This window comes from Klebsiella sp. CN_Kp097 (genome assembly GCF_040064495.1).
Taxonomy (GTDB): Bacteria; Pseudomonadota; Gammaproteobacteria; order Enterobacterales; family Enterobacteriaceae; genus Klebsiella; species Klebsiella aerogenes.
In genome coordinates, this window is sequence record NZ_JBEAIL010000004.1 from 103,559 (window position 1) to 128,267 (window position 24,709).

The following is a 24,709-nucleotide window of genomic DNA, read 5'->3' on the forward strand; positions in this document are numbered from 1 at the left end:
CTGTTATAAAAATGTTTAATAAATGTGTACACAAAATCACTTTTTGTACTGGTATGATGGTCATTTCCGCGCTATCATCTCCCGTTCTGTGATGGAGCGCACGCCAACGGCGGCATGCCTCACTTCAAATTTTTTATCATCCGCGAACTTTTATGCCCTCAACTTTCCGCTCTCTCTCTCCGGCGTTGATAACACGCGAGACCCTTGCTGGCGTGCTGACTGCCCTGGCGTTAATCCCTGAAGTCATTTCATTTTCGGTCATTGCCGGCGTTGACCCACAGGTCAGCCTGATTGCTTCGGTAGTGCTCTGTCTGGCGATGTCGGTTCTTGGCGGGCGCCCGGCGATGGTGACGGCGGCGGCAGGTTCTGTCGCCCTGGTGATCGGCCCGATGGTACATCAGCATGGCGTAGGGTATATTCTGCCTGCTGTCATTCTGGCTGGTATTATTCAAATTTTGTTTGGGATATGCGGTATGGCGCGGTTAATGCGCTTTATCCCGCCACCGGTGATGACCGGGTTTGTTAATGCGCTAGGCATTCTTATTTTTTTCGCCCAGGTTCCCCATTTCTGGAGCAGGCAGCCGCTCATCGTCGGCCTGTTCGTTCTGACGCTGCTCATCGTGCTGTGGGCGCCGCGTTTTATCAAAGCCGTGCCGGCGCCGCTTATCGCTATCGTCCTCCTTACTGCTTATACCGTCACCAGCGGACAGCTCCTGCCGACCGTGGGTGATGAAGGCGCTATGAGCGGCGGTCTGCCGGGCTTCAACGCGCTGGCGGTGCCGCTGGATTTAAGCACCTTAAAAATTATCTGGCCCTGCGCCCTGAGTATCGCCTTTGTCGGCCTGATGGAATCGCTGCTGACGGCAAAGCTGGTGGACGATCTCACCCATACGCCGTCAAATAAGTCACGTGAGAGCGCAGGACTGGGGATCGCCAATATCCTCGCGGGCTGCTATGGCGGCATCGCCGGATGCGCGATGATCGGCCAGACTATCGTTAACGTAGAAATGGGCAAGGCGCGTAGCCGCCTATCGACGATAGTGGCCAGTATGGTACTGCTGCTTCTGGTGACGGTGCTAAGCCAGGTGATGGCCAAAATTCCAATGGCGGTGCTGGCCGGGGTCATGGTGATCGTGGCAGTGAAAACCTTCAGCTGGCAGAGTATTCGCCCAACCGCGCTGGCGCGCAATCCGTGGCCGGAAACGGTGGTCATGGCAGCGACCGTTGTCGTGACGGTCACTACCAGTAATCTGGCGATCGGCGTACTGGCGGGGCTTATCGCAATGGCGCTCATCCCTCGCCGCCTGCGCGTAAAAGCGCAGCTTACATCAGAAACAGCGTCGCCAGACCAAGGAAAATAAAGAAGCCGCCGGTATCGGTAATCGCGGTGATCATCACGCTGGAGCCGACCGCCGGATCGCGCCCCAGCTTGACCATCACCATCGGGATGATAACCCCCATCATCGCCGCCATCAGCAGGTTGAGCATCATCGCCAACGTCATCACCCCGCCAAGCTGCGGGTCATCGTACAGCCACCAGGTGATAGCGCCCATTATCCCGCCCCATACCAGGCCATTAATCAGCGCGACGCCCATCTCGCGCAGGATGAGGAAGGTAAAACTTCCCGGCTGGATCTGCTGCAGCGCCATCGCGCGGACGATCATGGTGATCGTCTGATTGCCGGTATTCCCACCAATCCCGGCGACGATCGGCATCAGCGAGGCCAGGGCCACCAGCTGCGAAATCGTATGTTCAAAGCCGTCGATCACCCGTGAAGCGATAAACGCCGTACAGAGGTTCACCGCCAGCCACGCCCAGCGGGTTTTCACCGCTTTGCTCACCGGCGCAAAAACATCATCATCTTCGCTCAGACCGCCCATCCGGCGTAGGTCGTTATCGGTCTCTTCGTACACCACATCGACGATCTCATCGATGGTCAAACGCCCCATCAGCTTGCCGTCGGCATCAATCACCGCAGCACTCAGTAAGTCATCACGCTCGAAGGTACGCGCCACTTTTTCCGCCTCTTCCTGCGGCTGGAAAGTCACCGGATCGCCTTCCATCACTTCGCCAACGCGCTTTTGCGCATCATTGAGCAGAATAGTCTGCAGCTCCAGCTCGCCAAGCAGCAGTTTATTACGGGTGGTGACGAACAGTTTGTCGGTGTTTTCCGGCATTTTGCCCAGACGGCGCAGATAGCGCTGTACCGCCGCCAGAGTGGCTTCCGGGCGTACGGTAATCACTTCAAATTCCATGATCGCGCCAACGGTGTTATCGGCGTAGCGCATCATCTGACGAATGCGCGCGCGTTTATCCGGCGGCAGCGTCGCCAGCAGGCGGCCGGTTAAGTCGCGCGGCAGGTGCTGCAACAGGTAAACCTGTTCATCAATATCCAGCGATTGCAGGGCAAATATCAGGTCGTGATCGCTCATCTTGTCGATGAGATCGCCCCATACGCTCTCTGACGCCTCCAGCAGCACCTCGCCGCGCTTGTCATCGGCAACCAGCCCCCACAGCGCGGTACGCGCGTCATAGGGCAGCGCTTCCAGGGCATCGGCGAGGTCCGGCGGCGGCAGATGCGACACCAGCACTTCCACTTCCGCCAGGTCATCGGCCAGCGTCCCTTCATCATAGCGCTCCGCGAGGGTGAGTTTCCCCAGCAGCGCGGAGGTGACGGCTTTATCAGTGCTCAATAGCCAAATCAGGCGGGCGCGTTCTTCATCGCGTAATCGGGCGCTTTTTTTATGCAAAACGGACATCGCTCAGGCAATCCTTGTGAGAATAGAAGTCGACCTGCATGGCCGCAGCCATAAGCATAGCGCGAGGAGGGGGAAATAATAACCGCCAGCAATTTATCTGCCGTAAAAAACAGCAATATGGCCCGAACGGGCGAGCACGCCCGCTCGGGTTACCAGCAAAACCGTCAGGCAGTACGCGCGACCGCGTCGCGGGTCGCCAGTTCGCGCTCAACGCCGGTGAGCTCGCTAAGCTTGCCACTGCGCATCTCCAGCAGGCGATCGGCATGCTGGAAATAGTGATCATCGTGGCTGATGGCAAACACGGTTTTCCCCATTTGCTGCATCAGCGGCAATAGCACCTGATAAAACTCGCGGCGGAAATGTGGATCCTGATCCGCAGCCCACTCATCGAGCAAAATAATATCGCGCTCTTCGGCCAGCGCCAGCAGCAGCGCCACGCGTTTTTTCTGCCCTTTAGACAGCTTCAGATCGAGGATTTTCCCCTCTTCCAGCTGCAGCTTGTGGTCCATCTTCAGATACGCCAGCCACTTCGCGACCAGCGCCGGATCGGCGCGTTCGCCTTTTGGCCCTAACAGACGGTCGAATAGCCAGACATCGGTAAACACCGCCGAGAACAGCTTGCGGTAATCTTCTGGTTTTTCCGCCGCCAGCGGCTGACCATCGAGCAGGATCTGCCCGGAGATCGGTTGATACAGCCCGGTCAGCAACATCGCCAGCGTCGACTTGCCGCTGCCATTGCCGCCAATCAGAAACACCAGTTCGCCGCGTTTGAGAGTCAAATTAATCGGCCCGACGGCAAAACTGTTATCCGGGTAGTGGAACGACACGTCGCGCAGCTCCAGGGTCTGCCAGTGCGGATGCGCCTGCGGCTCGGGGAAACCGGGGCGGTAAGGCGCCAGCGCGAACTGATGCAGTTTATTGAATGCCACCTGGGCGCTGAGCAAGGTCGGCAGTGCCCCCACTGCCGACAGCAGCGGCGTACGCAGGAATAGCAGCGTCAGAGAATAGGTCGCCGCCACCGCGGTATTGGCCCACCCGAGGCCATTCGCCATCCAGAACACCAGACCGATGGCGCCAAGCATCATGATATTCGACCAGTTCACCGCGCTCAGGTGGAACGTATCGGCGCGAATGATGTGGTGGCGATAGTCGCGGGCATCCGGCTGATACAGCTGATTAAAAACATATTCGGCGCGTTCACGGTTCAGCGTCAGCTCTTTGCGCCCTTCCAGCACCGTCTGATAATCATGATACAGCTTATCTTCGGTCTCGCGCAGCGTCGCCATATGCTTATAGACGCGCGCCACCAGCACAAAGCCGCCCCAGATGGTGACCGCCATCCAGACCGCGGTCACCAGCATCATTTTTCCGGACAGAAACGCCAGGTAGGCGGCGGACCCGAAGGTCAGGATAATCCCCTGCACCAGCTCCGGCAGGCGCACAAAGGCGATGGTAATGTTACGCACGTCGCTGGTTAAGCCCGCCAGCAGCGAAGCGCTGCCGATTTTTTCGATCTTTTCGATTTGGGTGTCGAGAATGCGTTTAATAAATTCGCCGCGCAGGCGATAGACAAAGTGGTGACCAAGGGTGGTTAACGCCAGCTGCGAGCCGAGCGTGACCGCCATCAACAGCAGCAGCAGGCCGAGAAACTCCGGCAGCACGGTGAGCGAGGTATCCACAAGGGAAATCAGGCGCAGGTTAATAAAGGCGATAAGCCCGATACCCAGCGCCGCGCTGAGCAAACTGAGCGCCATGACGGCAATGAACGGCCAGCGGTACTGGCGCCAAACAAGAACAAGTAATTCCATAAGCTACGATCCGGACAAGCAAACAGCCAGCAGTTTAAACGGCTTGCCGACGACAGCAAGAATAATTCTTATTTTTGTTTTTGCCGGTGACCCGCGAGGCGAAAAGTGAGGTTGTAGCGACAGGCGCCGGTCAGCGGATGCACCCCCGGTTTAAGCGGCTGAATGCCGTGATAGAAGAGCCGTGATTCGCCGCCCCACACCACCACATCGCCATGTTCAAGCAACAGCCGGCGCAGCGGATCGTTACGTTTCAGCCCGCCAAACTGAAACACCGCCGGCAGTCCCAGCGACACCGAAACGATAGGCGCACGCAAATCCCGCTCGTCTTTATCCTGATGCAGCGACAGCTTCGCGCCCGGCTGGTAGCGGTTAATCAAACAGGCGTCCGGGGAAAAATGCGCATAGCCCGCCTCCTGCGCCGCCTCCGCCGCCAGTTGTTGAAAAACCAATGGCATCGGTGGCCAATGTTCGCCGGTCAACGGATCGCCCGGCGCATAGAGATAGCCGTGCATATCGATTGTCCAGCCGAGTTGGCCACAGTTGGTCATGGCCACCGACATGGTATAACCACCTGGGGTCACCATCTGGCGGAACGGAGAAGCGCTGGCCACCCCGGCGATGGCCTGCAGCAGCGTCGGCGCACGCTGCACGGCAAAGCGCCGTAATATCATCGCTCCGGGAGCCAGCGGCTCCTGCCAGGGTGGCGTATCTGCAAACAAATCGAGCATTATTTCTCCCGTATTTTCGCTTCGCGCGCCAGCAGCAGCGCTTTACGTTCGCTGCCCCAACGATAGCCGGAAAGCGCCCCACCCTCACGCACTACCCGATGGCAAGGAATGACTATCGCCAGCTTATTGGCAGCGCAGGCCCCGGCTACCGCTCTGACCGCGCGCGGTTGACCGATGCTGTGCGCCACCTCGCGGTAGCTGCGGGTTTCGCCTGCCGGGATCTGGCGTAAGGCTTGCCAGACCCGCTGCTGGAAAGCGGTACCGCGAATATCCAGCGGCAAATTCACCGCCTGCTGCGGATTATCCAAATGGGCAACCACCTGCGCCACGCGTTCGGCAAACATGTCATCACCCGGCTGTAATTGGGCGCCCGGAAACAAGCTCGTCAGCTGCGCATATAACGCCTTATCGTCATCGCCCAGCAACACGGCGCATACGCCACGTTCGCTGAACGCCACCAGGCACCGGCCAGAGGTACTATCGCTGCAAACCCAGCTAATCGCCACATCTTCGCCACCGCGTTTAAACTGGCGGGCGGTCATGCCCAGCGTCTCGTTTGCCTGGCGATAATAGCTGGCGGAATCAGGGAAGCCGGCGGCTAATGCCGCGCTGGTGACGTTCTGGCCATGGCTTAATGCTTCGCGTAGGCGCCGCGCGCGCCAGGCCTGCTGCCAGGCCCTTGGCGTGAGCCCGGTGACGGATTTAAAGATACGATGAAAGTGAAACGGACTGACCGCCAGCTGCTGCGCCAGCGCCTCAAGGGTGACTGTCGCCTCTTGCTCCAACAGGCGACAGGCGGCGGCAACCTTCTCGACCCGCTGTTGGTCCGGGTCGAGATTATCCGGCCGACACCGTTTACAGGGGCGATATCCGGCGGCCTTTGCCGCTTCAACATCAGAATAAAAACGGACATTCTCCCGTAGCGCACGCCGTGAACGGCACGAGGGACGGCAGCAGACGCCAGTGGTCAACACGGCGAAGACAAACTGCCCGTCGGCGCTGGCGTCACGTTCGCAGACCGCCTGCCAGCGGCGGTCATCGTTAGTCATATCGGCAATCATCGGTTTCATAGCGGGCTCCTGCTGTAAGTGTATCCTTACTTTGCGCCTTGCTCCGATCTAAAAAACTGCGCTTCTTGCTTTTTAATTCTGCTCGCCGACCAGGAAGGTGCGGAACTGCGGCGACATCCAGGTCTTAAAGCCGTCGCCCTCTTTGACGATCATATAGACCGCCAGCCCCTGCTCGTGTGCCACCTGTTGCGCTTTTTCCGGCCCTAATACCATCAGCCCGGTATCCCAGCCGTCGGCTTCCAGCGCCGTCGGCGCAATCACCGTCACCGATACCAGCTTATGGTTGATGGGGTGGCCGGTTTGCGGATCGATAACGTGAGAAATACGTTTGCCGTCCAGCTCGTAGTAGTTGCGATAGCTGCCGGAGGTACTGATGCCGTGGCCGTTGATATCGACTATCGCCTGCACAGCGTTTTCACGGTCGGTCGGTTTTTGAATCGCCACCCGCCACGGTTTATCGTCGCCGTTCATGCCGCGGCTGACCAGCGCGCCGCCAACCGACACCAGATAGCGGGCGATCCCTTCCTGCTCCATCAGGCGCGCCAGATGATCGGCGGCATAGCCCTCGCCGACGGTGGAAAGATCGACAAATAAATCCGCAATATCTTTTTGTAGATATTGTTTATCGGCGCGGTTAATCACCGTCAGATGCTGCAGCCCGGTACGCGCTTTTGCCGCCGCGATTTGCTGCTCCGTCGGCGTTTTTACCGGCTGCTTATCCGGGCCAAAACCCCATAAATTGACCAGCGGCCCGACGGTAATGTCCATCGCTCCGGCGGTTTTGGCGCCAATACGCAGCGACAGAGTGACGATATCCGCCATCGCCTCGTTCACCGGCCACGGTTCGGTGGTGGCGGCATGATTGAAGCGCATCAGCGCGGAGTCGTTTTTCCAGGTCGAAAGCAGCCAATCATCGCCGTCGAGCTGCGCCTGAACTTTATGGCGTAAATCTTCGGCTTTCGCCGGATCCAACCCAACAACGCTAACGCGCCAGTAGGTCCCCATCGTTTTGCCATCGAGCACGGTGGCGGCGGATTTTGGCGTGGCCGGGGATGTCGCGGAATCACAGCCGGTAAGCAGAACGCAGAGGCCGAAAAAGGCGGCGCGGAAAAAGGTGGTATCCATGAAAACGGGCTCCTGTTACAAAGGCAGCCAGAGTATACCAGCGAGGTTAAACCGGGCATAAAAAAAGGCGCCCGCAGGCGCCTTTTTCAACACTTCAGCTTGCTTAGAACTGGTAAACCAGGCCCAGAGCCACAACGTTGTCAGTAGAGATGCTTGCATCTTTAGTGAACTTGTTGTCGTCCAGCAGGTTAATTTTGTAATCAACGTAGGTGGACATGTTTTTGTTGAAGTAGTAGGTCGCACCCAGGTCAACATATTTCAGGATGTCCTGGTCGCCGTAACGGCCCATGTCTTTACCTTTAGACTGCAGGTAAGCCACGGACGGACGCAGACCGAAGTCGAACTGGTACTGAGCAACCACTTCGAAGTTCTGCGCTTTGTTAGCAAAACCGATGTCGCCAGTGCGAGTTGCGTTGTAGGTCTGGGTGTACTGAGTCGCCAGGTAAATGTTGTTGGCGTCATATTTCAGACCACCGGTATAGGTTTCAGCGTGATCGCCTTCACCCAGAACACCGTATGTACGCTGATAGGACTTAGAAAAATAAGTAGAGTTGTTCTGCTCATCGGTACGTTTAGAGCTGGAGTACGCGAAACCAGCGCTGATGCCATCCCAGATCTCATAAGTCACGGAGGTGCCGAAGCCTTCGCCGTTCTGTTTCTGGAAGCCGCGACCGTTGTTGGTCTGATCTTCGCCGCTCACGCTGCCGTTTTTACCCTGGTACTGCAGAGCAAAGTTCAGGCCGTCAACCAGACCGAAGAAGTCAGAGTTACGGTAGGTGGCAACGCCGTTAGCACGGGACTGCAGGAAGTTGTCGGAACCGTAGGTGTCGCCGCCGAATTCCGGCAGAACGTCGGTCCAGGAAGTTACGTCGTAAACAACGCCGTAGTTACGACCGTAGTCGAAAGAACCCGCGTCGCCGAATTTCAGACCCGCGAAGGCCAGACGAGTCCATGCCTGGTCGCTGGAACTTTCAGTGTTGTTCGCCTGAACGTTGTATTCCCACTGGCCGTAACCGGTCAGCTGGTCGTTGATCTGGGTTTCGCCTTTCACGCCGATACGCATGTAGGTCTGGTCGCCGTCGACGCTGTCGTCGGAAGAGAAGTAGTGCAGACCGTCGATTTTACCGTACAGGTCTAATTTGTTGCCGTCTTTGTTATAAATTTCAGCCGCATTTGCTGCGCCCGCTACCAGCAGTGCTGGTACCAGGAGGGACAGTACTTTAACTTTCATGTTATTAACCCTCTGTTTGTTATATGCCTTTTATTATTGCCACTGCTTACTGATTACCCTTCTAATCAGTCGGCTGTATTCATTGTGCTGCAAAATGCAGAATAATCCAACAAGAATATGATACGAAAACTTCTAAGGTGTTTCAAAATGCGCACAAGATGTTTCAATTTGTAAATGCCAAGGAACTTTTTAGGCGCAATAAAGGTCGCAAAAATAAGCACCAAAAATCAAAAAAATAATATTTTCATTAAAAATCATTGCATTATAAGCATTCAAATGTATAGCACTGAATGGTAAAACAAAATCCTCCCCGAAGACTAAAATAATCCTCGCTATCATCATTAACTTTATTTATTACCGTCATTCAGTTCTGAATGTCTGTTTACCCCTATTTCAACCGGATGCCTCGCATCCGGTTTTTTTTACCCTTCTTTACGTATCTTGAATTATGCTGTGCTAACGCAGCAAAAAAATAACGACTATTAATCAATCAATTCCGAATGAAAGTCAGCCTATTTGGCCAATTTCTTGTTTTTTCGTGCTATTTATCTGCAAGAAATGTCGGTTAATTGTACAAGATCAATTCAGCTGTACATATTTGTCGCATCTATGGTTTTGAGAGAAATCTCAGCATTAAAAGATCCCTCAGCGTCAATCTGTTGTATGGATTTCCCGCGTTAGCCTTTATACTTCCTGCCAGTATTCGTTGTGCTGCCCGTCACTATGGCGCAACATCCTGTTTACAAACACTACTGAGCAGCTCTGCCACGCGATGACCCAAAAAAAATTCTCCCTGATCCCCGGTAGCATCACCCGGTTCTTCATCTTGATGGTTATCGTCTTGCTCGCGACGATGGGCGTGATGATCCAAAGTTCGGTTAATACGTGGCTAAAAGACCGGAGTTACCAGGTGGTTGATATCAGCCACGCTTTACACAAACGCATCGATACCTGGCGTTATGCCACCTGGCAGATTTACGACAACATTGCCGCCACCAGCTCAAGTACCTCAAGCGATGGTCTGCAGGAGACGCGGCTGAAGCAGGATGTCTACTATCTGGAAAAGCCGCGACGTAAGACCGAAGCGCTGATCTTCGGCTCTCATGACAGCTCGACGCTTGAGATGACGCAGAAAATTTCCAACTATCTCGATATTTTATGGGGCGCGGAAACCATTCCCTGGTCGATGTATTACCTGAATGGGTTGGATAACAGCCTGATTCTGGTCTCTACCCTGCCGCTGAAAGATCTGTCTTCGAGTTTTAAAGAATCGACGATTAGCAGCGTGGTGGAATCCCGCCGCGCCGAAATGCTCCTGCAGGCAAATACGCTGGACGAACGGGAAACCTTTTCTTCGCTGCGTCATCTGACGTGGCAAAATGGCCATTACTTCACGCTGCGTACCACCTTTAACCAGCCGGGTCATCTGGCAACGGTTGTCGCCTTCGATTTACCGATTAACGACCTCATCCCCCCGAGCATGTCGCTGGACAGCTTCCGTCTCGAGCCAGATCCGGCGCAAAATGGCGCTACCAGCTCAGACAAAGAAGCCGTTGATAACGTTAGCGTCAGCTTTAATGGCCTGCGTATTGAGATAACCACAGCCATCAATACCACCGGCATGCGGCTGGTGTGGGTCGTGCCGTTCAGCACTTTGCTAATGGAATCCTTACAGAATATTTTACTGCCGCTGCTGCTCACCATTGGCCTGCTGGCGTTAACTCTGTTTGGCTTTACCACTTTCCGCAACTATAGCGGCCGCCGTACCCCCGGCAGCGTAAGCACGGCCCCCGCCGCGGCCAACAGCGAGCTGCGCGCTCAGCGCGCAATTAATGAAGAGATCGTCTCTTTGCTACCGTTGGGCCTGTTGGTGCACGATCAGGAAGCCAACCGCACCATTATTAGTAACCCGATTGCCGATCATCTGCTGCCGCACCTCAACCTGCAGAACATCACCAATATGGCCGATCAGCATCAAGGGGTGATTCAGGCGACGATCAATAATGAACTTTATGAAATCCGCCAGTACCGCAGCCAGGTGGCTCCTCGCACGCAGATCCTGATTATTCGCGACCAGGATAGAGAAGTGATGGTGAACAAAAAACTCAAACAGGCCCAGCGTCTGTATGAGAAAAATCAGCAGGGGCGCATCGCCTTTATGCAGAATATTGGCGCCGCGCTGAAAGAACCGGCGCAGGCGCTGGCGCAGGAGGCGGCGGCCGTCGGGATTCATGAAAGCCGCAAACTGGCGCAGCACGCTGATGAACTGGTTCATCTTGTCGATGAGATTCAGTTGGCGAACTTACTGGAAAGCGATACCTGGAAAACCACCCCCGGTTTGTTCTCCATTCAGGGCTTAATAGATGAAGTGGTTCCTGAAGTCCTGCCGATGGTGAAACGCAAAGGACTTCAGCTGTTAATCAATAATGCGCTGCCGGCCAATGAGCAGCGCTACGGCGACCGCGACGCGCTGCGCCGCACGCTATTACTTCTGATTCAATACGCGATCACCACCACCCCCATCGGTAAAATTACGCTTGAGGTGAGCAAAGATGAATCTGCCGACGATCGTCTGACCTTCCGTATCCTCGATACCGGCAATGGCGTGAGCGGCAATGAAATCGATAATATGCACTTCCCGTTCCTTAATGAGACGCAAGCCGACCAGTACGGCAAAGCCAACGCCCTCACCTTCTGGCTGTGCGACCGGTTAACTCGCAAGCTTGGCGGACAGCTTAATATTAAGGCGCGGGAATCGCTCGGCACCCGCTACTCGCTACACCTTAAAATGGCGGCGAGCGAGGAAGAGAGCGATTCCGGCGAACATCTGCTGGACGATGTGGTCGTGATGATTGACATCACCGCCAATGAAGTGCGCCGCATCGTGACGCGTCAGTTAGAGAGCTGGGGCGCAAGCTGTATCACCCCGGACGAAAGGCTCACAAGTCAAGAGTATGATCTCTTTTTAACGGATAATCCGTCTAATCTTACTGCTTCAGGCTTGCTTTTAAGCGATGATGAGGTTGGGATACGCAAAATTGGCCCAGGTCAGTTGAGCGTCAATTTTAATATCAGCACTGCAATGCAGGAAGCTATCCTGCAGCTGATTGAGCAGCAGCTGGCGCAAGAAGAGGTTCAGCCCTCCTCAACAGGAAATGAGGGGAATGCGGAACTCCATGCCAGCGGCTATTACGCGCTGTTTGCCGACACGGTACCGGATGATGTTCAGAGATTGTATACTGAATTCACCACCAGCGATTTCGCTGCGCTGGCGCAGACCGCTCACCGCCTTAAAGGCGCGTTTGCTATGCTTAATTTGATACCCGGCAAGCAGTTATGTGAAGCGCTTGAGCATCTGATTCATGAACGAGATACTCAAGGTATAGAAAAATACATCAGCGACATTGACGGTTACGTCAAGAGCTTGCTGTAGCAAGGTAGCCTAATACATGAACAATATGAACGTAATTATTGCCGATGACCATCCGATCGTACTGTTCGGCATTCGCAAATCACTTGAGCAGATCGAGTGGGTGAATGTTGTTGGCGAATTTGAAGATTCCACAGCCCTGATTAACAACCTTCCTAAGCTTGACGCGCACGTTCTGATTACCGACTTGTCGATGCCTGGCGACAAATATGGCGATGGGATCACCCTGATCAAATACATCAAACGCCATTTCCCGGAGCTGTCGATCATTGTCCTGACGATGAACAACAACCCGGCGATCCTGAGCGCAGTACTGGATCTCGACATTGAAGGGATCGTGCTGAAACAGGGCGCGCCGACCGATCTGCCGAAAGCGCTGGCCGCGCTGCAGAAAGGCAAAAAGTTTACCCCGGAAAGCGTCTCCCGCCTGCTGGAGAAAATCAGCGCCGGCGGCTATGGCGACAAACGCCTGTCGCCGAAAGAGAGTGAAGTTCTGCGTTTGTTCGCTGAAGGCTTCCTGGTCACCGAAATCGCCAAAAAGCTGAACCGCAGCATCAAGACCATCAGTAGCCAGAAGAAATCGGCCATGATGAAGCTGGGCGTTGAAAATGATATCGCGCTGCTGAACTACCTCTCTTCCGTTTCTCTCACCTCAACGGATAAAGAGTAATTCACATTTCCCGGATGGCGGCAAGCCGCCGTTTCCGGGCCATTCTGAAGCCTTATTCCCCCACCCCGGAAAGCATCACGCTCCGGGGCGATCTCAACACGATGAAGTGCGACTTCAGCTTGTTTTTCTGGCTTTACGCACCTGCGCGGCATAGGTGGCCAGCGTGTGCTTGAGGATATCCAGCGTCACTGGTTTTGACAGACAGCTATCCATTCCCGACTCCAGACAGCGTTGTTTTTCTTCCGCCAGCGCGTTTGCCGTCACGCCAATAACCGGTAGCGTCATCTCCAGTTGACGGATCCGCTGCGTCAGACGGTAACCATCCATGTTTGGCATGTTCACGTCGCTGAGAACAATATCAATATGTTGTTTACTCAGGACGTTAAGCGCATCGACGCCATCATTGGCCGTCACGCATTGATAACCCAGTGAGCCAAGCTGATCGGCCAACAGGCGGCGGTTAATCGGGTGATCGTCGACCACCAGAATCATCATGTCGTCATTGCTGACCGTTGGCGCGTCGTGGGCCGACAGCGCCGGACCATTCTCTTCGACCGCCAGCGCCAGATGCAGCAGGCGTCCCAGCAACGGCAGAAGTTCATGCGGCGTGGTGACGCTATGCAACCACTCTCCCGGCGCGCGCTCAACGGGGATACCGATATGCCGACGGCAGAAGATCACCGCAGCGCTTCCCGGCCAACGCTCGCTGAGTTCATCATCGGTTAATAAAATATCGTCAGCGGCTGGCGTCTGGCCAGCAAATTGCCGTACCGTCAGGCCATGATATTGCAGCAACGATTCGATAAACAACGCCAGTGACGTATTATGAATCGCCAGCCAACAGGTGCTGTTGCTGTGCTGTTCGGCCAACAGCGGCGGCATCTGCTGCATGCCGTATAACGGAATGCGAATGGTGAAACGGCTCCCCATGCCGGGTTCAGTTTCCACGTCAATGTCGCCATCCATCATGCTGATGAGTTTTTCACAGATAGCCAGTCCCAGGCCGGTGCCCTGGAAATTACGCTGCACCCCGGTACCAACCTGGAAGAACGGGTCGAACAGGCGCACAACCTCTTTCGCCGGGATCCCTTCGCCGGTATCACGTACGCTTATTTGCAGATAGTCGCCGGCCCGCCGTACATGCAGCACGATACAGCCGGTATCGGTAAATTTAATGGCGTTACTCAGCAGGTTGGAAATGACCTGCTGCAGGCGCATCGGGTCGCCAATCATCGTCTGCGGGACATCCGGCTCAATGAAGCAGTACAGCCCAAGCTGCTTGCGCACCACCAGCGGTAGATAGTTCGCCGAAATATGATTCATAACCTCGCGCGGCGAAAACTCTCGCGGCTCGATTTTGAGCTGCTCAGACTCAATTTTCGAGAAGTCGAGAATATCGCTGATAATCTTCAAAAGCAGGCTGGAGGAGTTATTCATCGCCGTCACCAGCCGATCGACTCCCTTCGGCAACGCTTTGGTCTGCAGCAGGTCGAGGTTGCCAATAATGCCGTACAGCGGCGTACGCAGCTCGTGGCTGACGGTGGCGAGGAACATCGATTTCGACTGACTGGCCTGCTCTGCCGCCTGGGCCATCTCCTGCAGCGACTCTTCCATTTTCACACGGGCGGAAACGTCAACCAGCACGCAAATCGCGACGTTTTCATTACGATATCGCGAGTGTACAAAACTAATCTGCAGGTTGGTGTTGTTGCTGGTTAACACGTCGACGAAGTTGACCTGCTGGCCGCAAATAATCTGCGTGAGCCGCTGGCGATCTTCGTGAGTCAGCATATTCAGATAGTTATGCGCCAGTTCGTTACTCAGTATATTGGTGCCGTCCTGCGTGCGTAGAATGCAGATCCCGACCGGCGCGGAGGCGACGATCTTACGGTTGAACTGCTCATGTTCCTCCAGCCTTTGAGCGTCGTTTTCCGCCGGTATAAAGATCCGCCGTTCATACATACGCGCCAGCGCGAACAGGATCGCGCCGGTCAGGATATTCAGTACGATAGCGTTGAGGATCAGCATCCTGATACGCTCCAGCACCTGATCGACGGAAACCGAATAGACAATGCTCAGCGATGATGGCAGCAGGCTCTTTTTCAGCACCAGCTCGCGGAAACCAGAGCTGTAGCCAAACCACATCCGCTCCTGCATCCAGCGGGTTTCCGGTTTAATGCTGTTATCCGGCCCGGCAAGGGAAATGAGCTGCTGACCGTTATCATCGAGGATCGTCACGCTCATCGGCAGGCTACCTGGCGTAAAGAAGCTCTCCATGCGGATAGTCTGCTCAACGCCAAGCATCGCCTGCAGGCGGTTAGCCATATAAATAGGCGTCAGGGCGTAGAAATAACCAACGCCCGGACGCACGCCCTGGCTAATCCAGAACAGGTTATTGCCGCGCTCGTTTTGCGGCGCATCGCGATATTGTTCGATACGCTGATGCAGCACCTTCAGCGCCTGATCGCGCTCCAGCGGCATATCGCGCAGGCCGAAGTTAGCCATGCAGAGGTTGTCGCTGCCAATTAAAAAAATACGGTTCAGGTCGTAGGCGGCAGAGAAATTATCCCGCCAGTAGCGCATGAACCACGCCAGCGATTGCAGTGAGTTGCGCCAGGCGCCGCTCATTGCGCCGCAGTCGGAATCCGGATACAGCGGCTCAAAATTAGGGATTGTGATATTGCCACTATTGGCAAGCAGCGCGCTACCCTCGCTCCCGGTCGCCGCGCGGTTGCCTGCGACGTACTTCAGCTCTTTAATGACATCCGCGGTACGCTGGATGTAGCGCTGGGCCTGGTCGGCGTTAAGATTCAGTTCCTGACGAATTTCCGATTCCCGTTCATGCAGCGCATTAACGATATAAAACACGGAGACAAAAGCAATCAGCATCCATAGCAGAACCGCCAGCGCTCTGAACAGATAACGAGAAACCTTTAAGGTCGTATGAAACGAGGCAAGATATTTCAATGGGGCAATGCTCGGTCGTCAGGGGCTCAACAGAATGGGGTTAAAGTAGCGGTAAATGGGCTCTGCCGCAATGTTAATGCAAAAAGGGCCGGGATAACACCCGGCCCTTTCAGAACATTTACCTGCGACGATTACTCTTCGTCTTCGGCGATGTCGTCGTCAGCGTCGTTTTCCGGCGCGATATCATCATCGCCTTCCGCTACGCTGCCATCGATGGCATCCAGTTCTTCGTCGTCAACCGGTTCAGCCACGCGCTGCAGGCCGACAACGTTTTCATCTTCCGCGGTACGGATCAGAATCACGCCCTGAGTATTACGACCCACGATGCTCACTTCAGAAACGCGAGTACGCACCAGGGTGCCCGCATCGGTAATCATCATGATCTGGTCGCAATCATCGACCTGCACGGCGCCGACCACGGAACCGTTACGTTCGGTGACCTTAATAGAGATAACGCCCTGCGTCGCACGCGACTTGGTCGGATACTCTTCGGCCGCGGTACGCTTGCCGTAACCGTTTTGCGTCACGGTCAGGATCGCCCCTTCGCCACGAGGAATAATCAGCGACACGACGCTATCTTCGCCCGCCAGCTTGATACCGCGTACGCCTGTTGCGGTACGGCCCATCGCGCGAACGGCGTCTTCTTTAAAGCGCACCACTTTACCAGCGGCGGAGAACAGCATCACTTCGTCCTGGCCAGAAGTCAGATCGACGCCGATCAGTTCGTCGCCTTCGTTCAGATTGACGGCAATGATACCGGCAGAACGCGGGCGGCTGAACTCGGTCAATGCCGTTTTCTTCACGGTACCGCTGGCGGTCGCCATAAAGACGTTAACGCCCTCTTCGTACTCGCGAACCGGCAGGATAGCGGTGATACGCTCGTCAGCTTCCAGCGGCAGCAGGTTGACGATTGGTCGACCACGCGCGCCGCGGCTGGCTTCCGGCAACTGATACACTTTCATCCAGTACAGACGACCACGGCTGGAGAAGCAGAGGATCGTGTCATGGGTGTTGGCCACCAGCAGACGGTCGATAAAGTCTTCTTCTTTAATACGCGCTGCCGATTTACCTTTACCGCCACGACGCTGCGCTTCGTAGTCGGTTAACGGTTGATATTTCACATAGCCCTGGTGCGACAGGGTCACGACAACATCTTCCTGGTTAATCAGGTCTTCGATATTGATATCAGCGCTGTTGGCGGTGATTTCGGTACGACGTGCATCGCCAAACTGTTCTTTAACCAGCTCCAGCTCTTCGCGAATAACTTCCATCAGACGATCGGCGCTGCCCAGGATGTGCAGCAGCTCGGCAATCTGATCCAGCAGCTCTTTGTACTCGTCGAGCAGTTTTTCGTGCTCCAGACCGGTCAGTTTCTGCAGACGCAGATCCAGAATCGCCTGAGCCTGCTGTTCGGTCAGATAGTACTGGCCATCACGCACGCCAAACTCTGGCTCCAGCCATTCCGGACGTGCGGCGTTATCGCCGGCGCGCTCCAGCATCGCGGAGACATTGCCCAGATCCCATGAACGCGCGATTAAACCCGCTTTTGCTTCCGCCGGCGTCGGCGCGCGGCGAATCAGTTCAATGATCGGATCGATGTTAGCCAGCGCAATCGCCAGCGCTTCAAGGATATGCGCACGGTCGCGCGCCTTGCGCAGTTCGAAAATAGTACGACGAGTGACAACTTCGCGGCGGTGACGAACAAACGCCGCAATGATGTCCTTCAGGTTCATGATCTTCGGCTGACCGTGGTGCAGCGCAACCATGTTGATACCGAAGGAAACCTGCAGTTGGGTCTGGGAGTAGAGGTTGTTAAGAACCACTTCACCCACCGCGTCGCGTTTCACTTCGATAACGATACGCATACCGTCTTTGTCAGACTCGTCGCGCAGCGCGCTGATGCCTTCAACGCGTTTTTCTTTCACCAGCTCGGCGATTTTCTCAATCAGGCGCGCTTTGTTCACCTGATACGGAATTTCGTGCACGATGATGGTTTCACGGCCGGTTTTCACGTCAGCTTCGACTTCCGCGCGCGCGCGAATGTAAACTTTACCGCGACCGGTACGATAGGCCTCTTCAATACCGCGACGGCCGTTAATGATAGCGGCGGTCGGGAAGTCCGGGCCCGGAATGTGTTCCATCAGCCCTTCAATGCTGATGTCTTCGTTGTCAACGTATGCCAGGCAGCCGTTGATGACTTCCGTCAGGTTATGCGGCGGAATGTTGGTCGCCATACCTACGGCGATACCGGAAGAACCGTTCACCAGCAGGTTAGGGATTTTTGTCGGCATGACGTCAGGGATTTTCTCCGTGCCGTCATAGTTGTCGACGAAATCAACCGTCTCTTTTTCGAGATCGGCCATCAGCTCATGAGCGATCTTCGACATACGGATTTCCGTATAACGCATCGCTGCGGCGGAGTCGCCATCGACAGAACCAAAGTTACCCTGGCCATCGACCAGCATATAACGCAAGGAGAACGGCTGCGCCATACGTACGATGGTGTCATAAACGGCGGTATCACCATGCGGGTGGTATTTACCGATTACGTCGCCAACGACACGGGCTGATTTTTTATAGGCTTTGTTCCAGTCATTGCCCAATACGTTCATGGCGTATAGTACGCGACGGTGTACCGGCTTCAGGCCATCTCGGACATCCGGCAGCGCACGGCCAACAATGACCGACATCGCATAATCCAGATACGAGCTTTTCAGCTCTTCCTCAATGTTGACCGGTGTAATTTCTCTCGCAAGGTCGCTCATCTAACCGCTATCCCTCTACTGTGTCCCGGATTCAAAGGTCGCAAATTATAACACAGCCGTCGTAATAGAGGTAAAGCAATACGGTTTATTCGTGGCAGTCTGCTGATATACTCGCAGGTCAGAACAGAAAAGGAGTAAAAGCGCCCATGAATGCCGAAAAACCGTCGGTGGCCCCCAACGTTGATCACAATGAAATCGCCAAATTTGAAGCCGTCGCCTCGCGCTGGTGGGATCTAGAAGGTGAGTTCAAACCGCTGCATCGCATCAACCCGTTGCGCCTTGGCTATATTGCCGAACGCTCCGGCGGCCTGTTCGGCAAAAAAGTGCTCGATGTCGGCTGCGGCGGCGGCATCCTCGCCGAAAGCATGGCGCGCGAAGGTGCGACGGTCACTGGTCTGGATATGGGCTTCGAGCCGCTGCAGGTCGCAAAACTGCACGCGCTGGAGAGCGGCGTTCAGGTAGAGTACGTACAAGAGACCGTCGAAGAGCATGCGGCGAAGCACGCCCAGCAGTACGACGTCGTCACCTGTATGGAGATGCTCGAGCACGTCCCTGACCCACAGTCGGTAGTGCACGCCTGCGCGCGGCTAGTGAAGCCCGGCGGCCAGGTCTTCTTCTCGACCATTAACCGCAACGGCAAAGCGTGGCTGATGGCCGTGGTCGGCGCGGAATACGTGATGAAAATGGTGCCAAAAGGTACGCATGACGTTAAGAAATTTATCAAGCCGGCGGAGCTCATCGGCTGGATCGATCAGACTCCTCTGAAAGAGCAGCACATTACCGGCCTGCATTACAATCCGCTCACCAATACCTTCAAGCTGGCGCCGGGCGTTGATGTTAACTATATGTTGCATACAACGGCGAAAAAAGCATAACGTCATACGTTTTTATGATGATGATTGCGCGGCATCAAGCTGCGCAATTTTCCCTTCCGACGAAGAAATCAGCACTCGATCAAATTTTGATTTTTTTTTCTGTTTTATTGACTTCTTCTCCAGGCCTTATACGGCGTGGACTTAGCGATTATTACGCCTGCGCAACCTCAAATTAACGTCAAAATCAACCCTTGTACTCAAAAGAATCCTTACTAAAATAACTCACCATATAGCGTTCTTTTTATCGACAACCCCCTACATATAGTATTTATCCACAGAGTTAGTCACAACGACTGGCTGTGGATAAATGGGGGGATATTTTTTCTCACGGACAGGTAAAAACCACATGAATCAGAGTCTGCTGGTGACAAAGCGCGACGGTAGCACCGAGCGTATCAATCTCGACAAAATCCATCGCGTACTAGATTGGGCGGCAGAAGGACTGAATAACGTTTCGATTTCCCAGGTAGAGCTGCGTTCGCATATTCAGTTCTATGACGGCATTAAAACCGCCGACATCCACGAGACCATTATTAAGGCCGCAGCGGACCTGATCTCCCGCGATGCGCCGGACTACCAGTACCTGGCCGCGCGACTGGCGATTTTCCACCTGCGTAAGAAAGCGTTTGGCCAGTTTGAACCGCCGGCGCTGTACACCCATGTGGTGAACATGGTCGAAAAAGGTAAATACGATCATCATCTGCTGGAAGACTACACGGAAGAAGAGTTCCAGCAGATGGACGGTTTTATCGACCACTGGCGCGATATGAACTTCTCCTACGCGGCCGTTAAGCAGCTGGAAGGTAAATACCTGGTGCAGAACCGCGTCAGCGGCGAAATCTATGAAAGCGCCCAGTTCCTCTATATTCTGGTTGCGGCTTGCCTGTTCTCTAACTATCCGCGTGAGACCCGTCTGGACTACATCAAGCGTTTCTATGACGCGGTGTCCACCTTTAAAATCTCGCTGCCGACGCCGATCATGTCCGGCGTGCGTACCCCAACCCGTCAGTTCAGCTCCTGCGTACTGATCGAGTGCGGCGATAGTCTGGATTCGATCAACGCCACCTCCAGCGCGATTGTGAAATATGTTTCCCAGCGCGCCGGTATCGGTATCAACGCCGGCCGCATTCGTGCGCTGGGTAGCCCAATCCGCGGCGGCGAAGCCTTCCACACCGGCTGCATCCCGTTCTATAAGCACTTCCAGACCGCGGTGAAATCCTGTTCGCAGGGCGGCGTTCGCGGCGGCGCGGCCACCCTCTTCTATCCGATGTGGCATCTGGAAGTCGAAAGCCTGCTGGTGTTGAAAAACAACCGCGGCACCGACGCCAACCGCGTTCGCCACATGGACTACGGCGTGCAGATCAACAAGCTGATGTACACCCGCCTGCTGAAGGGCGAGGACATCACCCTGTTCAGCCCGTCCGACGTTCCTGGCCTGTACGATGCGTTCTTCGCCGATCAGGACGAGTTCGAACGTCTGTACACTAAATACGAAAAAGACGACAGTATCCGCAAACAGCGTATTAAAGCCGTTGAGCTGTTCTCGCTGATGATGCAGGAACGCGCCTCTACCGGCCGTATCTATATCCAGAACGTTGACCACTGCAACACCCACAGCCCGTTCGACCCGGTTGTCGCGCCGGTGCGCCAGTCTAACCTGTGCCTGGAAATCGCCCTGCCGACCAAACCGCTGGACGATGTGAACGACGAAAATGGCGAAATCGCGCTGTGCACGCTGTCGGCATTCAACCTTGGCGCCATCGATAGCCTCGATGAGCTGGAGGATCTGGCGGTACTGGCGGTGCGCGCGCTGGATGCGTTGCTGGATTATCAGGATTACCCAATCCCGGCGGCTAAACGTGGCGCAATGGGTCGTCGTACGCTGGGTATCGGCGTTATCAACTTCGCTTACTATCTGGCGAAACATGGCAAGCGCTACTCCGACGGCAGCGCCAACAATCTGACGCACAAAACGTTCGAAGCTATTCAGTACTATCTGCTGAAGGCCTCCAACGAACTGGCTATCGAACAAGGCGCCTGCCCGTGGTTCAATGAAACCACCTACGCGCAGGGTATTCTGCCGATCGATACTTATAAGAAAGACCTGGATGCGATCGTGAGCGAATCTCTGCATTTCGACTGGGAGCAGCTGCGCGAATCCATTAAAACTCACGGCCTGCGTAACTCCACGCTCTCCGCGCTGATGCCGTCTGAGACCTCTTCGCAGATCTCCAACGCCACCAACGGCATCGAACCGCCGCGCGGCCACGTGAGCATCAAAGCGTCGAAAGATGGGATTTTGCGCCAGGTCGTTCCGGATTACGAAAATCTGCAGAACGCCTACGAACTGTTGTGGGAAATGCCGAATAACGACGGCTATCTGCAGCTGGTCGGCATCATGCAGAAGTTTATCGATCAGTCGATTTCCGCCAACACCAACTACGACCCGACGCGTTTCCCGTCCGGAAAAGTGCCGATGCAGCAGTTGCTGAAAGATCTGCTCAACGCCTATAAATTCGGCGTGAAAACGCTGTACTATCACAACACCCGTGATGGCGCGGAAGACGCCCAGGATGACCTGGCCCCGTCAATTCAGGACGACGGCTGCGAAAGCGGCGCATGTAAGATCTAAAGTATTTTTGCCGGGTGGCGCGATGCCTACCCGGCCTACGGTTTTGTAGGCCCGGCAAACGCAGTGTCGCCGGGCGATACAATCTCAACAGGACCCACTCATGGCATACACCACTTTTTCACAGACGAAAAACAATCAACTGCTTGAGCCGATGTTTTTTGGCCAGCCGGTTAACGTGGCCCGCTACGATCAGCAAAAATATGACATCTTTGAAAAGCTGATTGAAAAGCAGCTCTCCTTCTTCTGGCGCCCGGAAGAAGTCGACGTTTCGCGCGATCGCATCGACTATCAGGCGCTGCCCGAACATGAAAAGCATATTTTTATCAGCAACCTGAAATATCAGACGCTGCTCGATTCCATCCAGGGCCGTAGCCCGAACGTCGCGCTGCTGCCGCTGATTTCCATCCCGGAACTGGAAACCTGGGTAGAAACCTGGGCTTTTTCCGAGACGATCCACTCGCGCTCCTACACCCATATTATCCGCAACATCGTCAACGATCCGGCGACGGTGTTCGACGATATCGTGACCAATGAGCAGATCCAGAAACGCGCGGAAGGCATCTCTCACTATTACGATTCTTTGATTGAAATGACCAGCTACTGGCATCTGCTGGGCGAAGGCACCCACACCGTCAACGGCAAAACCGTGACCGTGAATCTGCGCGAGCTGAAAAAGAAACTGTATCTGTGCCTGATGAGCGTCAACGCGCTGGAAGCAATCCGCTTCTACGTTAGCTTCGCCTGCTCTTTCGCCTTTGCCGAACGCAAGCTGATGGAAGGCAACGCCAAAATTATTCGCCTGATCGCCCGCGATGAAGCGCTGCACCTGACCGGCACTCAGCATATGCTGAACCTGCTGCGCTCCGGCAGCGACGATCCGGAAATGGCGGAAATCGCCGAAGAGTGCAAACAAGAGTGCTATGACCTGTTCGTGCTGGCGGCGCAGCAGGAAAAAGAGTGGGCGGACTATCTGTTCCGCGACGGCTCGATGATCGGCCTGAACAAAGATATTCTCTGCCAGTACGTCGAGTACATCACCAATATTCGCATGCAGGCGGTGGGCCTCGATCTACCGTTCCAGACCCGCTCCAACCCGATCCCATGGATCAATACCTGGCTGGTTTCCGACAACGTTCAGGTCGCGCCGCAGGAAGTGGAGGTCAGCTCTTATCTCGTCGGCCAGATCGATTCTGAAGTCGATGCCGACGATCTGAGCAACTTCCAGCTGTAATGAAGCGGATTTTCTTGAGGATTTCTGACACTCGCCTTGAGTGTCAGGATGAACATCCTTCCCTGTTGGCCGCGCTTGAATCGCATAACATCGACGTGGAGTATCAGTGCCGCGAAGGCTATTGCGGTTCCTGCCGCACGCGTCTGGTGTCAGGCCAGGTTGACTGGCTGACCGAACCGCTGGCGTTTATCCAGCCGGGAGAGATTTTGCCCTGCTGCTGCCGGGCGAAAGGCGATATTGAGATCGAGATGTAAGTGTTGTCGATGTGTGCGGCCTGATGCCCTCACCCCGGCCCTCTCCCACAGAGAGAGGGGGAAAACATAAAAGGGCCTTACGGCCCTTTTGCTTTATTTCGCGTCCAGGAACTGCACCGCTTTATCCGGGAAATCGGTAAACAAGCCGTCGACACCCGCCTGGTTATACAGCACGTCATAGAGCTGATTAACGTTAGTGGCGTACTCCGGCAACTGATCCGCGCGCACGGTGTACGGATGCACCTGCAGATGGCTGGCGTGCGCCTCTTTTACCATCGCCGTCAGCTTCACCGCGCCCGGCTTCGAGCCTTCCGCTACCAGCATATGGTAATCCGGGCCGATACCGTCGGCGTACTGCGCAATCTGCGCCATCGCCCCCGGCTTGAACATCCAGTCATAGCTGTAGTTCACCCATTTACCATCGGCCTGTTTCTGCTGCGTTTCATTCCAGTCGGTATAGGCGATGAGCTGCACCAGATTGAGATCCATCCCCATCTTCGGCTCCAGCTCATCCTTAATGCGTTTGAGCTCGTTGGCGTCAAAACATTGCAGATAAACCTTATCCTGCTTGCTGGTGTAGCCATATTCCTTCAGCACTTTCAGCGTGCTGGCGGCAATATCTTTGCCTTCCTGATGGTGGAACCACGGCGCTTTGATTTCCGGGTAGATACCGATATTTTTACCCGTCGAATGGTTTAGCCCCTGTACAAACTCAATCTCTTCTTCAAAGGTATGAATGCGGAAATCGGATTTGCCCATCGGGAAACGCCCAGGATAGGTTTGCACGTTTTTGCCATCTTTCGGCTCAAAACCTTCGGTGAACTTCAGCGACTTAATCTCGGCCAGGGTAAAGTCGATGGCGTAAAAACGGCCGTCTTTACGCGCCCGCTGCGGGAAACGCTGCGCAACGTCAGTCACCCGATCGAGATAGTGGTCATGCAACACCACCAGCCGGTCGTCTTTGGTCATCACCAGGTCTTGCTCAAGGTAATCCGCCCCCTGAGCGTAAGCCATCGCTTTCGCCGGCAGGGTATGTTCCGGCAGATACCCGCTGGCGCCGCGGTGGGCGATGACAATTTTCTCTGCCGCGACGGCGCTGAAGCACAGCGCCGAACTGGCCAAAATCATTCCGCTCATTAACGCGGTGAGTTTCATTTTCATCG

16 protein-coding genes are annotated in these 24,709 nt (G+C 55.0%); 7 read left to right on the plus strand and 9 right to left on the minus strand.

Annotated elements, in window-relative coordinates:
* Positions 1-152: 152 nt before the first annotated feature.
* Positions 153-1,361: a SulP family inorganic anion transporter gene (locus ABLV07_RS06130; protein WP_046883415.1), complete on the plus strand. Its 1,209-nt coding sequence runs from the start codon at positions 153-155 to the stop codon at positions 1,359-1,361.
* Here ABLV07_RS06130 and mgtE read toward each other — a convergent pair.
* The 6 genes from mgtE to ABLV07_RS06160 all read right to left on the minus strand — a co-directional run bounded on the left by mgtE (position 1,324) and on the right by ABLV07_RS06160 (position 8,722).
* Entirely contained in the window at positions 1,324-2,760 is a 1,437-nt protein-coding gene (gene mgtE / locus ABLV07_RS06135; protein ID WP_015706137.1) for a magnesium transporter, read from the minus strand. The two genes, ABLV07_RS06130 and mgtE, sit on opposite strands and share 38 nt — an antisense overlap.
* Positions 2,761-2,924: 164 nt before the next feature.
* Positions 2,925-4,568, minus strand: a complete 1,644-nt coding sequence (locus ABLV07_RS06140) for a multidrug ABC transporter permease/ATP-binding protein (RefSeq protein ID WP_046883416.1) — start codon at positions 4,566-4,568, stop codon at positions 2,925-2,927.
* A gap of 68 nt (positions 4,569-4,636) precedes the next feature.
* Positions 4,637-5,296, minus strand: a complete 660-nt coding sequence (gene alkB / locus ABLV07_RS06145) for a DNA oxidative demethylase AlkB (protein ID WP_348853350.1) — start codon at positions 5,294-5,296, stop codon at positions 4,637-4,639.
* Complete coding sequence (gene ada, locus ABLV07_RS06150) at positions 5,296-6,366, minus strand: bifunctional DNA-binding transcriptional regulator/O6-methylguanine-DNA methyltransferase Ada (protein WP_046883418.1); 1,071 nt, start codon at positions 6,364-6,366, stop codon at positions 5,296-5,298. The genes alkB and ada overlap by 1 nt, the downstream gene beginning before the upstream one ends.
* A 72-nt stretch (positions 6,367-6,438) precedes the next feature.
* Positions 6,439-7,491 (minus strand): FAD:protein FMN transferase ApbE, encoded by a 1,053-nt coding sequence (gene apbE / locus ABLV07_RS06155; protein WP_042893842.1) that lies wholly within the window; start codon positions 7,489-7,491, stop codon positions 6,439-6,441.
* A gap of 103 nt (positions 7,492-7,594) precedes the next feature.
* Complete coding sequence (locus ABLV07_RS06160; RefSeq protein WP_015365628.1) at positions 7,595-8,722, minus strand: porin OmpC; 1,128 nt, start codon at positions 8,720-8,722, stop codon at positions 7,595-7,597.
* 772 nt (positions 8,723-9,494) lie between these two features.
* On the opposite strand from ABLV07_RS06160, the gene rcsD reads away from it, so the two are divergent.
* Both rcsD and rcsB read left to right on the plus strand, forming a co-directional pair.
* Positions 9,495-12,155, plus strand: a complete 2,661-nt coding sequence (rcsD, locus tag ABLV07_RS06165; protein WP_045412291.1) for a phosphotransferase RcsD — start codon at positions 9,495-9,497, stop codon at positions 12,153-12,155.
* A gap of 16 nt (positions 12,156-12,171) precedes the next feature.
* Positions 12,172-12,822, plus strand: a complete 651-nt coding sequence (rcsB, locus tag ABLV07_RS06170; RefSeq protein ID WP_015365624.1) for a response regulator transcription factor RcsB — start codon at positions 12,172-12,174, stop codon at positions 12,820-12,822.
* 114 nt (positions 12,823-12,936) lie between these two features.
* Here rcsB and rcsC read toward each other — a convergent pair whose 3' ends face one another.
* Both rcsC and gyrA read right to left on the minus strand, forming a co-directional pair.
* Positions 12,937-15,789: a two-component system sensor histidine kinase RcsC gene (gene rcsC / locus ABLV07_RS06175; protein ID WP_045412294.1), complete on the minus strand. Its 2,853-nt coding sequence runs from the start codon at positions 15,787-15,789 to the stop codon at positions 12,937-12,939.
* Positions 15,790-15,920: 131 nt separating this feature from the next.
* Entirely contained in the window at positions 15,921-18,554 is a 2,634-nt protein-coding gene (gene gyrA / locus ABLV07_RS06180) for a DNA topoisomerase (ATP-hydrolyzing) subunit A (protein ID WP_045412296.1), read from the minus strand.
* 146 nt (positions 18,555-18,700) lie between these two features.
* On the opposite strand from gyrA, the gene ubiG reads away from it, so the two are divergent.
* The 4 genes from ubiG (at position 18,701) to yfaE (ending at position 23,546) form a co-directional block, all read left to right on the plus strand.
* Positions 18,701-19,429, plus strand: a complete 729-nt coding sequence (ubiG, locus tag ABLV07_RS06185; RefSeq protein ID WP_020078258.1) for a bifunctional 2-polyprenyl-6-hydroxyphenol methylase/3-demethylubiquinol 3-O-methyltransferase UbiG — start codon at positions 18,701-18,703, stop codon at positions 19,427-19,429.
* Between the two features lie 346 nt (positions 19,430-19,775).
* A complete protein-coding gene (gene nrdA / locus ABLV07_RS06190) occupies positions 19,776-22,061 on the plus strand; it encodes a class 1a ribonucleoside-diphosphate reductase subunit alpha (protein ID WP_015365619.1) in 2,286 nt (761 codons plus the stop codon).
* 100 nt (positions 22,062-22,161) lie between these two features.
* Entirely contained in the window at positions 22,162-23,292 is a 1,131-nt protein-coding gene (gene nrdB / locus ABLV07_RS06195) for a class Ia ribonucleoside-diphosphate reductase subunit beta (RefSeq protein WP_015365618.1), read from the plus strand.
* Positions 23,292-23,546, plus strand: coding sequence for a class I ribonucleotide reductase maintenance protein YfaE (yfaE, locus tag ABLV07_RS06200; RefSeq protein ID WP_015365617.1), 255 nt, complete (start codon positions 23,292-23,294; stop codon positions 23,544-23,546). Before nrdB ends, yfaE begins: the two co-directional genes overlap by 1 nt.
* A gap of 93 nt (positions 23,547-23,639) precedes the next feature.
* Here yfaE and glpQ read toward each other — a convergent pair whose 3' ends face one another.
* Positions 23,640-24,707: a glycerophosphodiester phosphodiesterase gene (gene glpQ / locus ABLV07_RS06205; RefSeq protein ID WP_032708774.1), complete on the minus strand. Its 1,068-nt coding sequence runs from the start codon at positions 24,705-24,707 to the stop codon at positions 23,640-23,642.
* Positions 24,708-24,709 lie beyond the last annotated feature (2 nt).

Excerpts from the sequence above, each read along its gene's own strand:
- ABLV07_RS06130 (WP_046883415.1), top strand. The coding sequence starts at position 153 with ATGCCCTCAACTTTCCGCTCTCTCTCTCCGGCGTTGATAACACGCGAG.
- mgtE (WP_015706137.1), bottom strand. The coding sequence starts at position 2,760 with ATGTCCGTTTTGCATAAAAAAAGCGCCCGATTACGCGATGAAGAACGC.
- ABLV07_RS06140 (WP_046883416.1), bottom strand. The coding sequence starts at position 4,568 with ATGGAATTACTTGTTCTTGTTTGGCGCCAGTACCGCTGGCCGTTCATT.
- alkB (WP_348853350.1), bottom strand. The coding sequence starts at position 5,296 with ATGCTCGATTTGTTTGCAGATACGCCACCCTGGCAGGAGCCGCTGGCT.
- ada (WP_046883418.1), bottom strand. The coding sequence starts at position 6,366 with ATGAAACCGATGATTGCCGATATGACTAACGATGACCGCCGCTGGCAG.
- apbE (WP_042893842.1), bottom strand. The coding sequence starts at position 7,491 with ATGGATACCACCTTTTTCCGCGCCGCCTTTTTCGGCCTCTGCGTTCTG.
- ABLV07_RS06160 (WP_015365628.1), bottom strand. The coding sequence starts at position 8,722 with ATGAAAGTTAAAGTACTGTCCCTCCTGGTACCAGCACTGCTGGTAGCG.
- rcsD (WP_045412291.1), top strand. The coding sequence starts at position 9,495 with ATGACCCAAAAAAAATTCTCCCTGATCCCCGGTAGCATCACCCGGTTC.
- rcsB (WP_015365624.1), top strand. The coding sequence starts at position 12,172 with ATGAACAATATGAACGTAATTATTGCCGATGACCATCCGATCGTACTG.
- gyrA (WP_045412296.1), bottom strand. The coding sequence starts at position 18,554 with ATGAGCGACCTTGCGAGAGAAATTACACCGGTCAACATTGAGGAAGAG.
- ubiG (WP_020078258.1), top strand. The coding sequence starts at position 18,701 with ATGAATGCCGAAAAACCGTCGGTGGCCCCCAACGTTGATCACAATGAA.
- nrdA (WP_015365619.1), top strand. The coding sequence starts at position 19,776 with ATGAATCAGAGTCTGCTGGTGACAAAGCGCGACGGTAGCACCGAGCGT.
- nrdB (WP_015365618.1), top strand. The coding sequence starts at position 22,162 with ATGGCATACACCACTTTTTCACAGACGAAAAACAATCAACTGCTTGAG.
- yfaE (WP_015365617.1), top strand. The coding sequence starts at position 23,292 with ATGAAGCGGATTTTCTTGAGGATTTCTGACACTCGCCTTGAGTGTCAG.
- glpQ (WP_032708774.1), bottom strand. The coding sequence starts at position 24,707 with ATGAAAATGAAACTCACCGCGTTAATGAGCGGAATGATTTTGGCCAGT.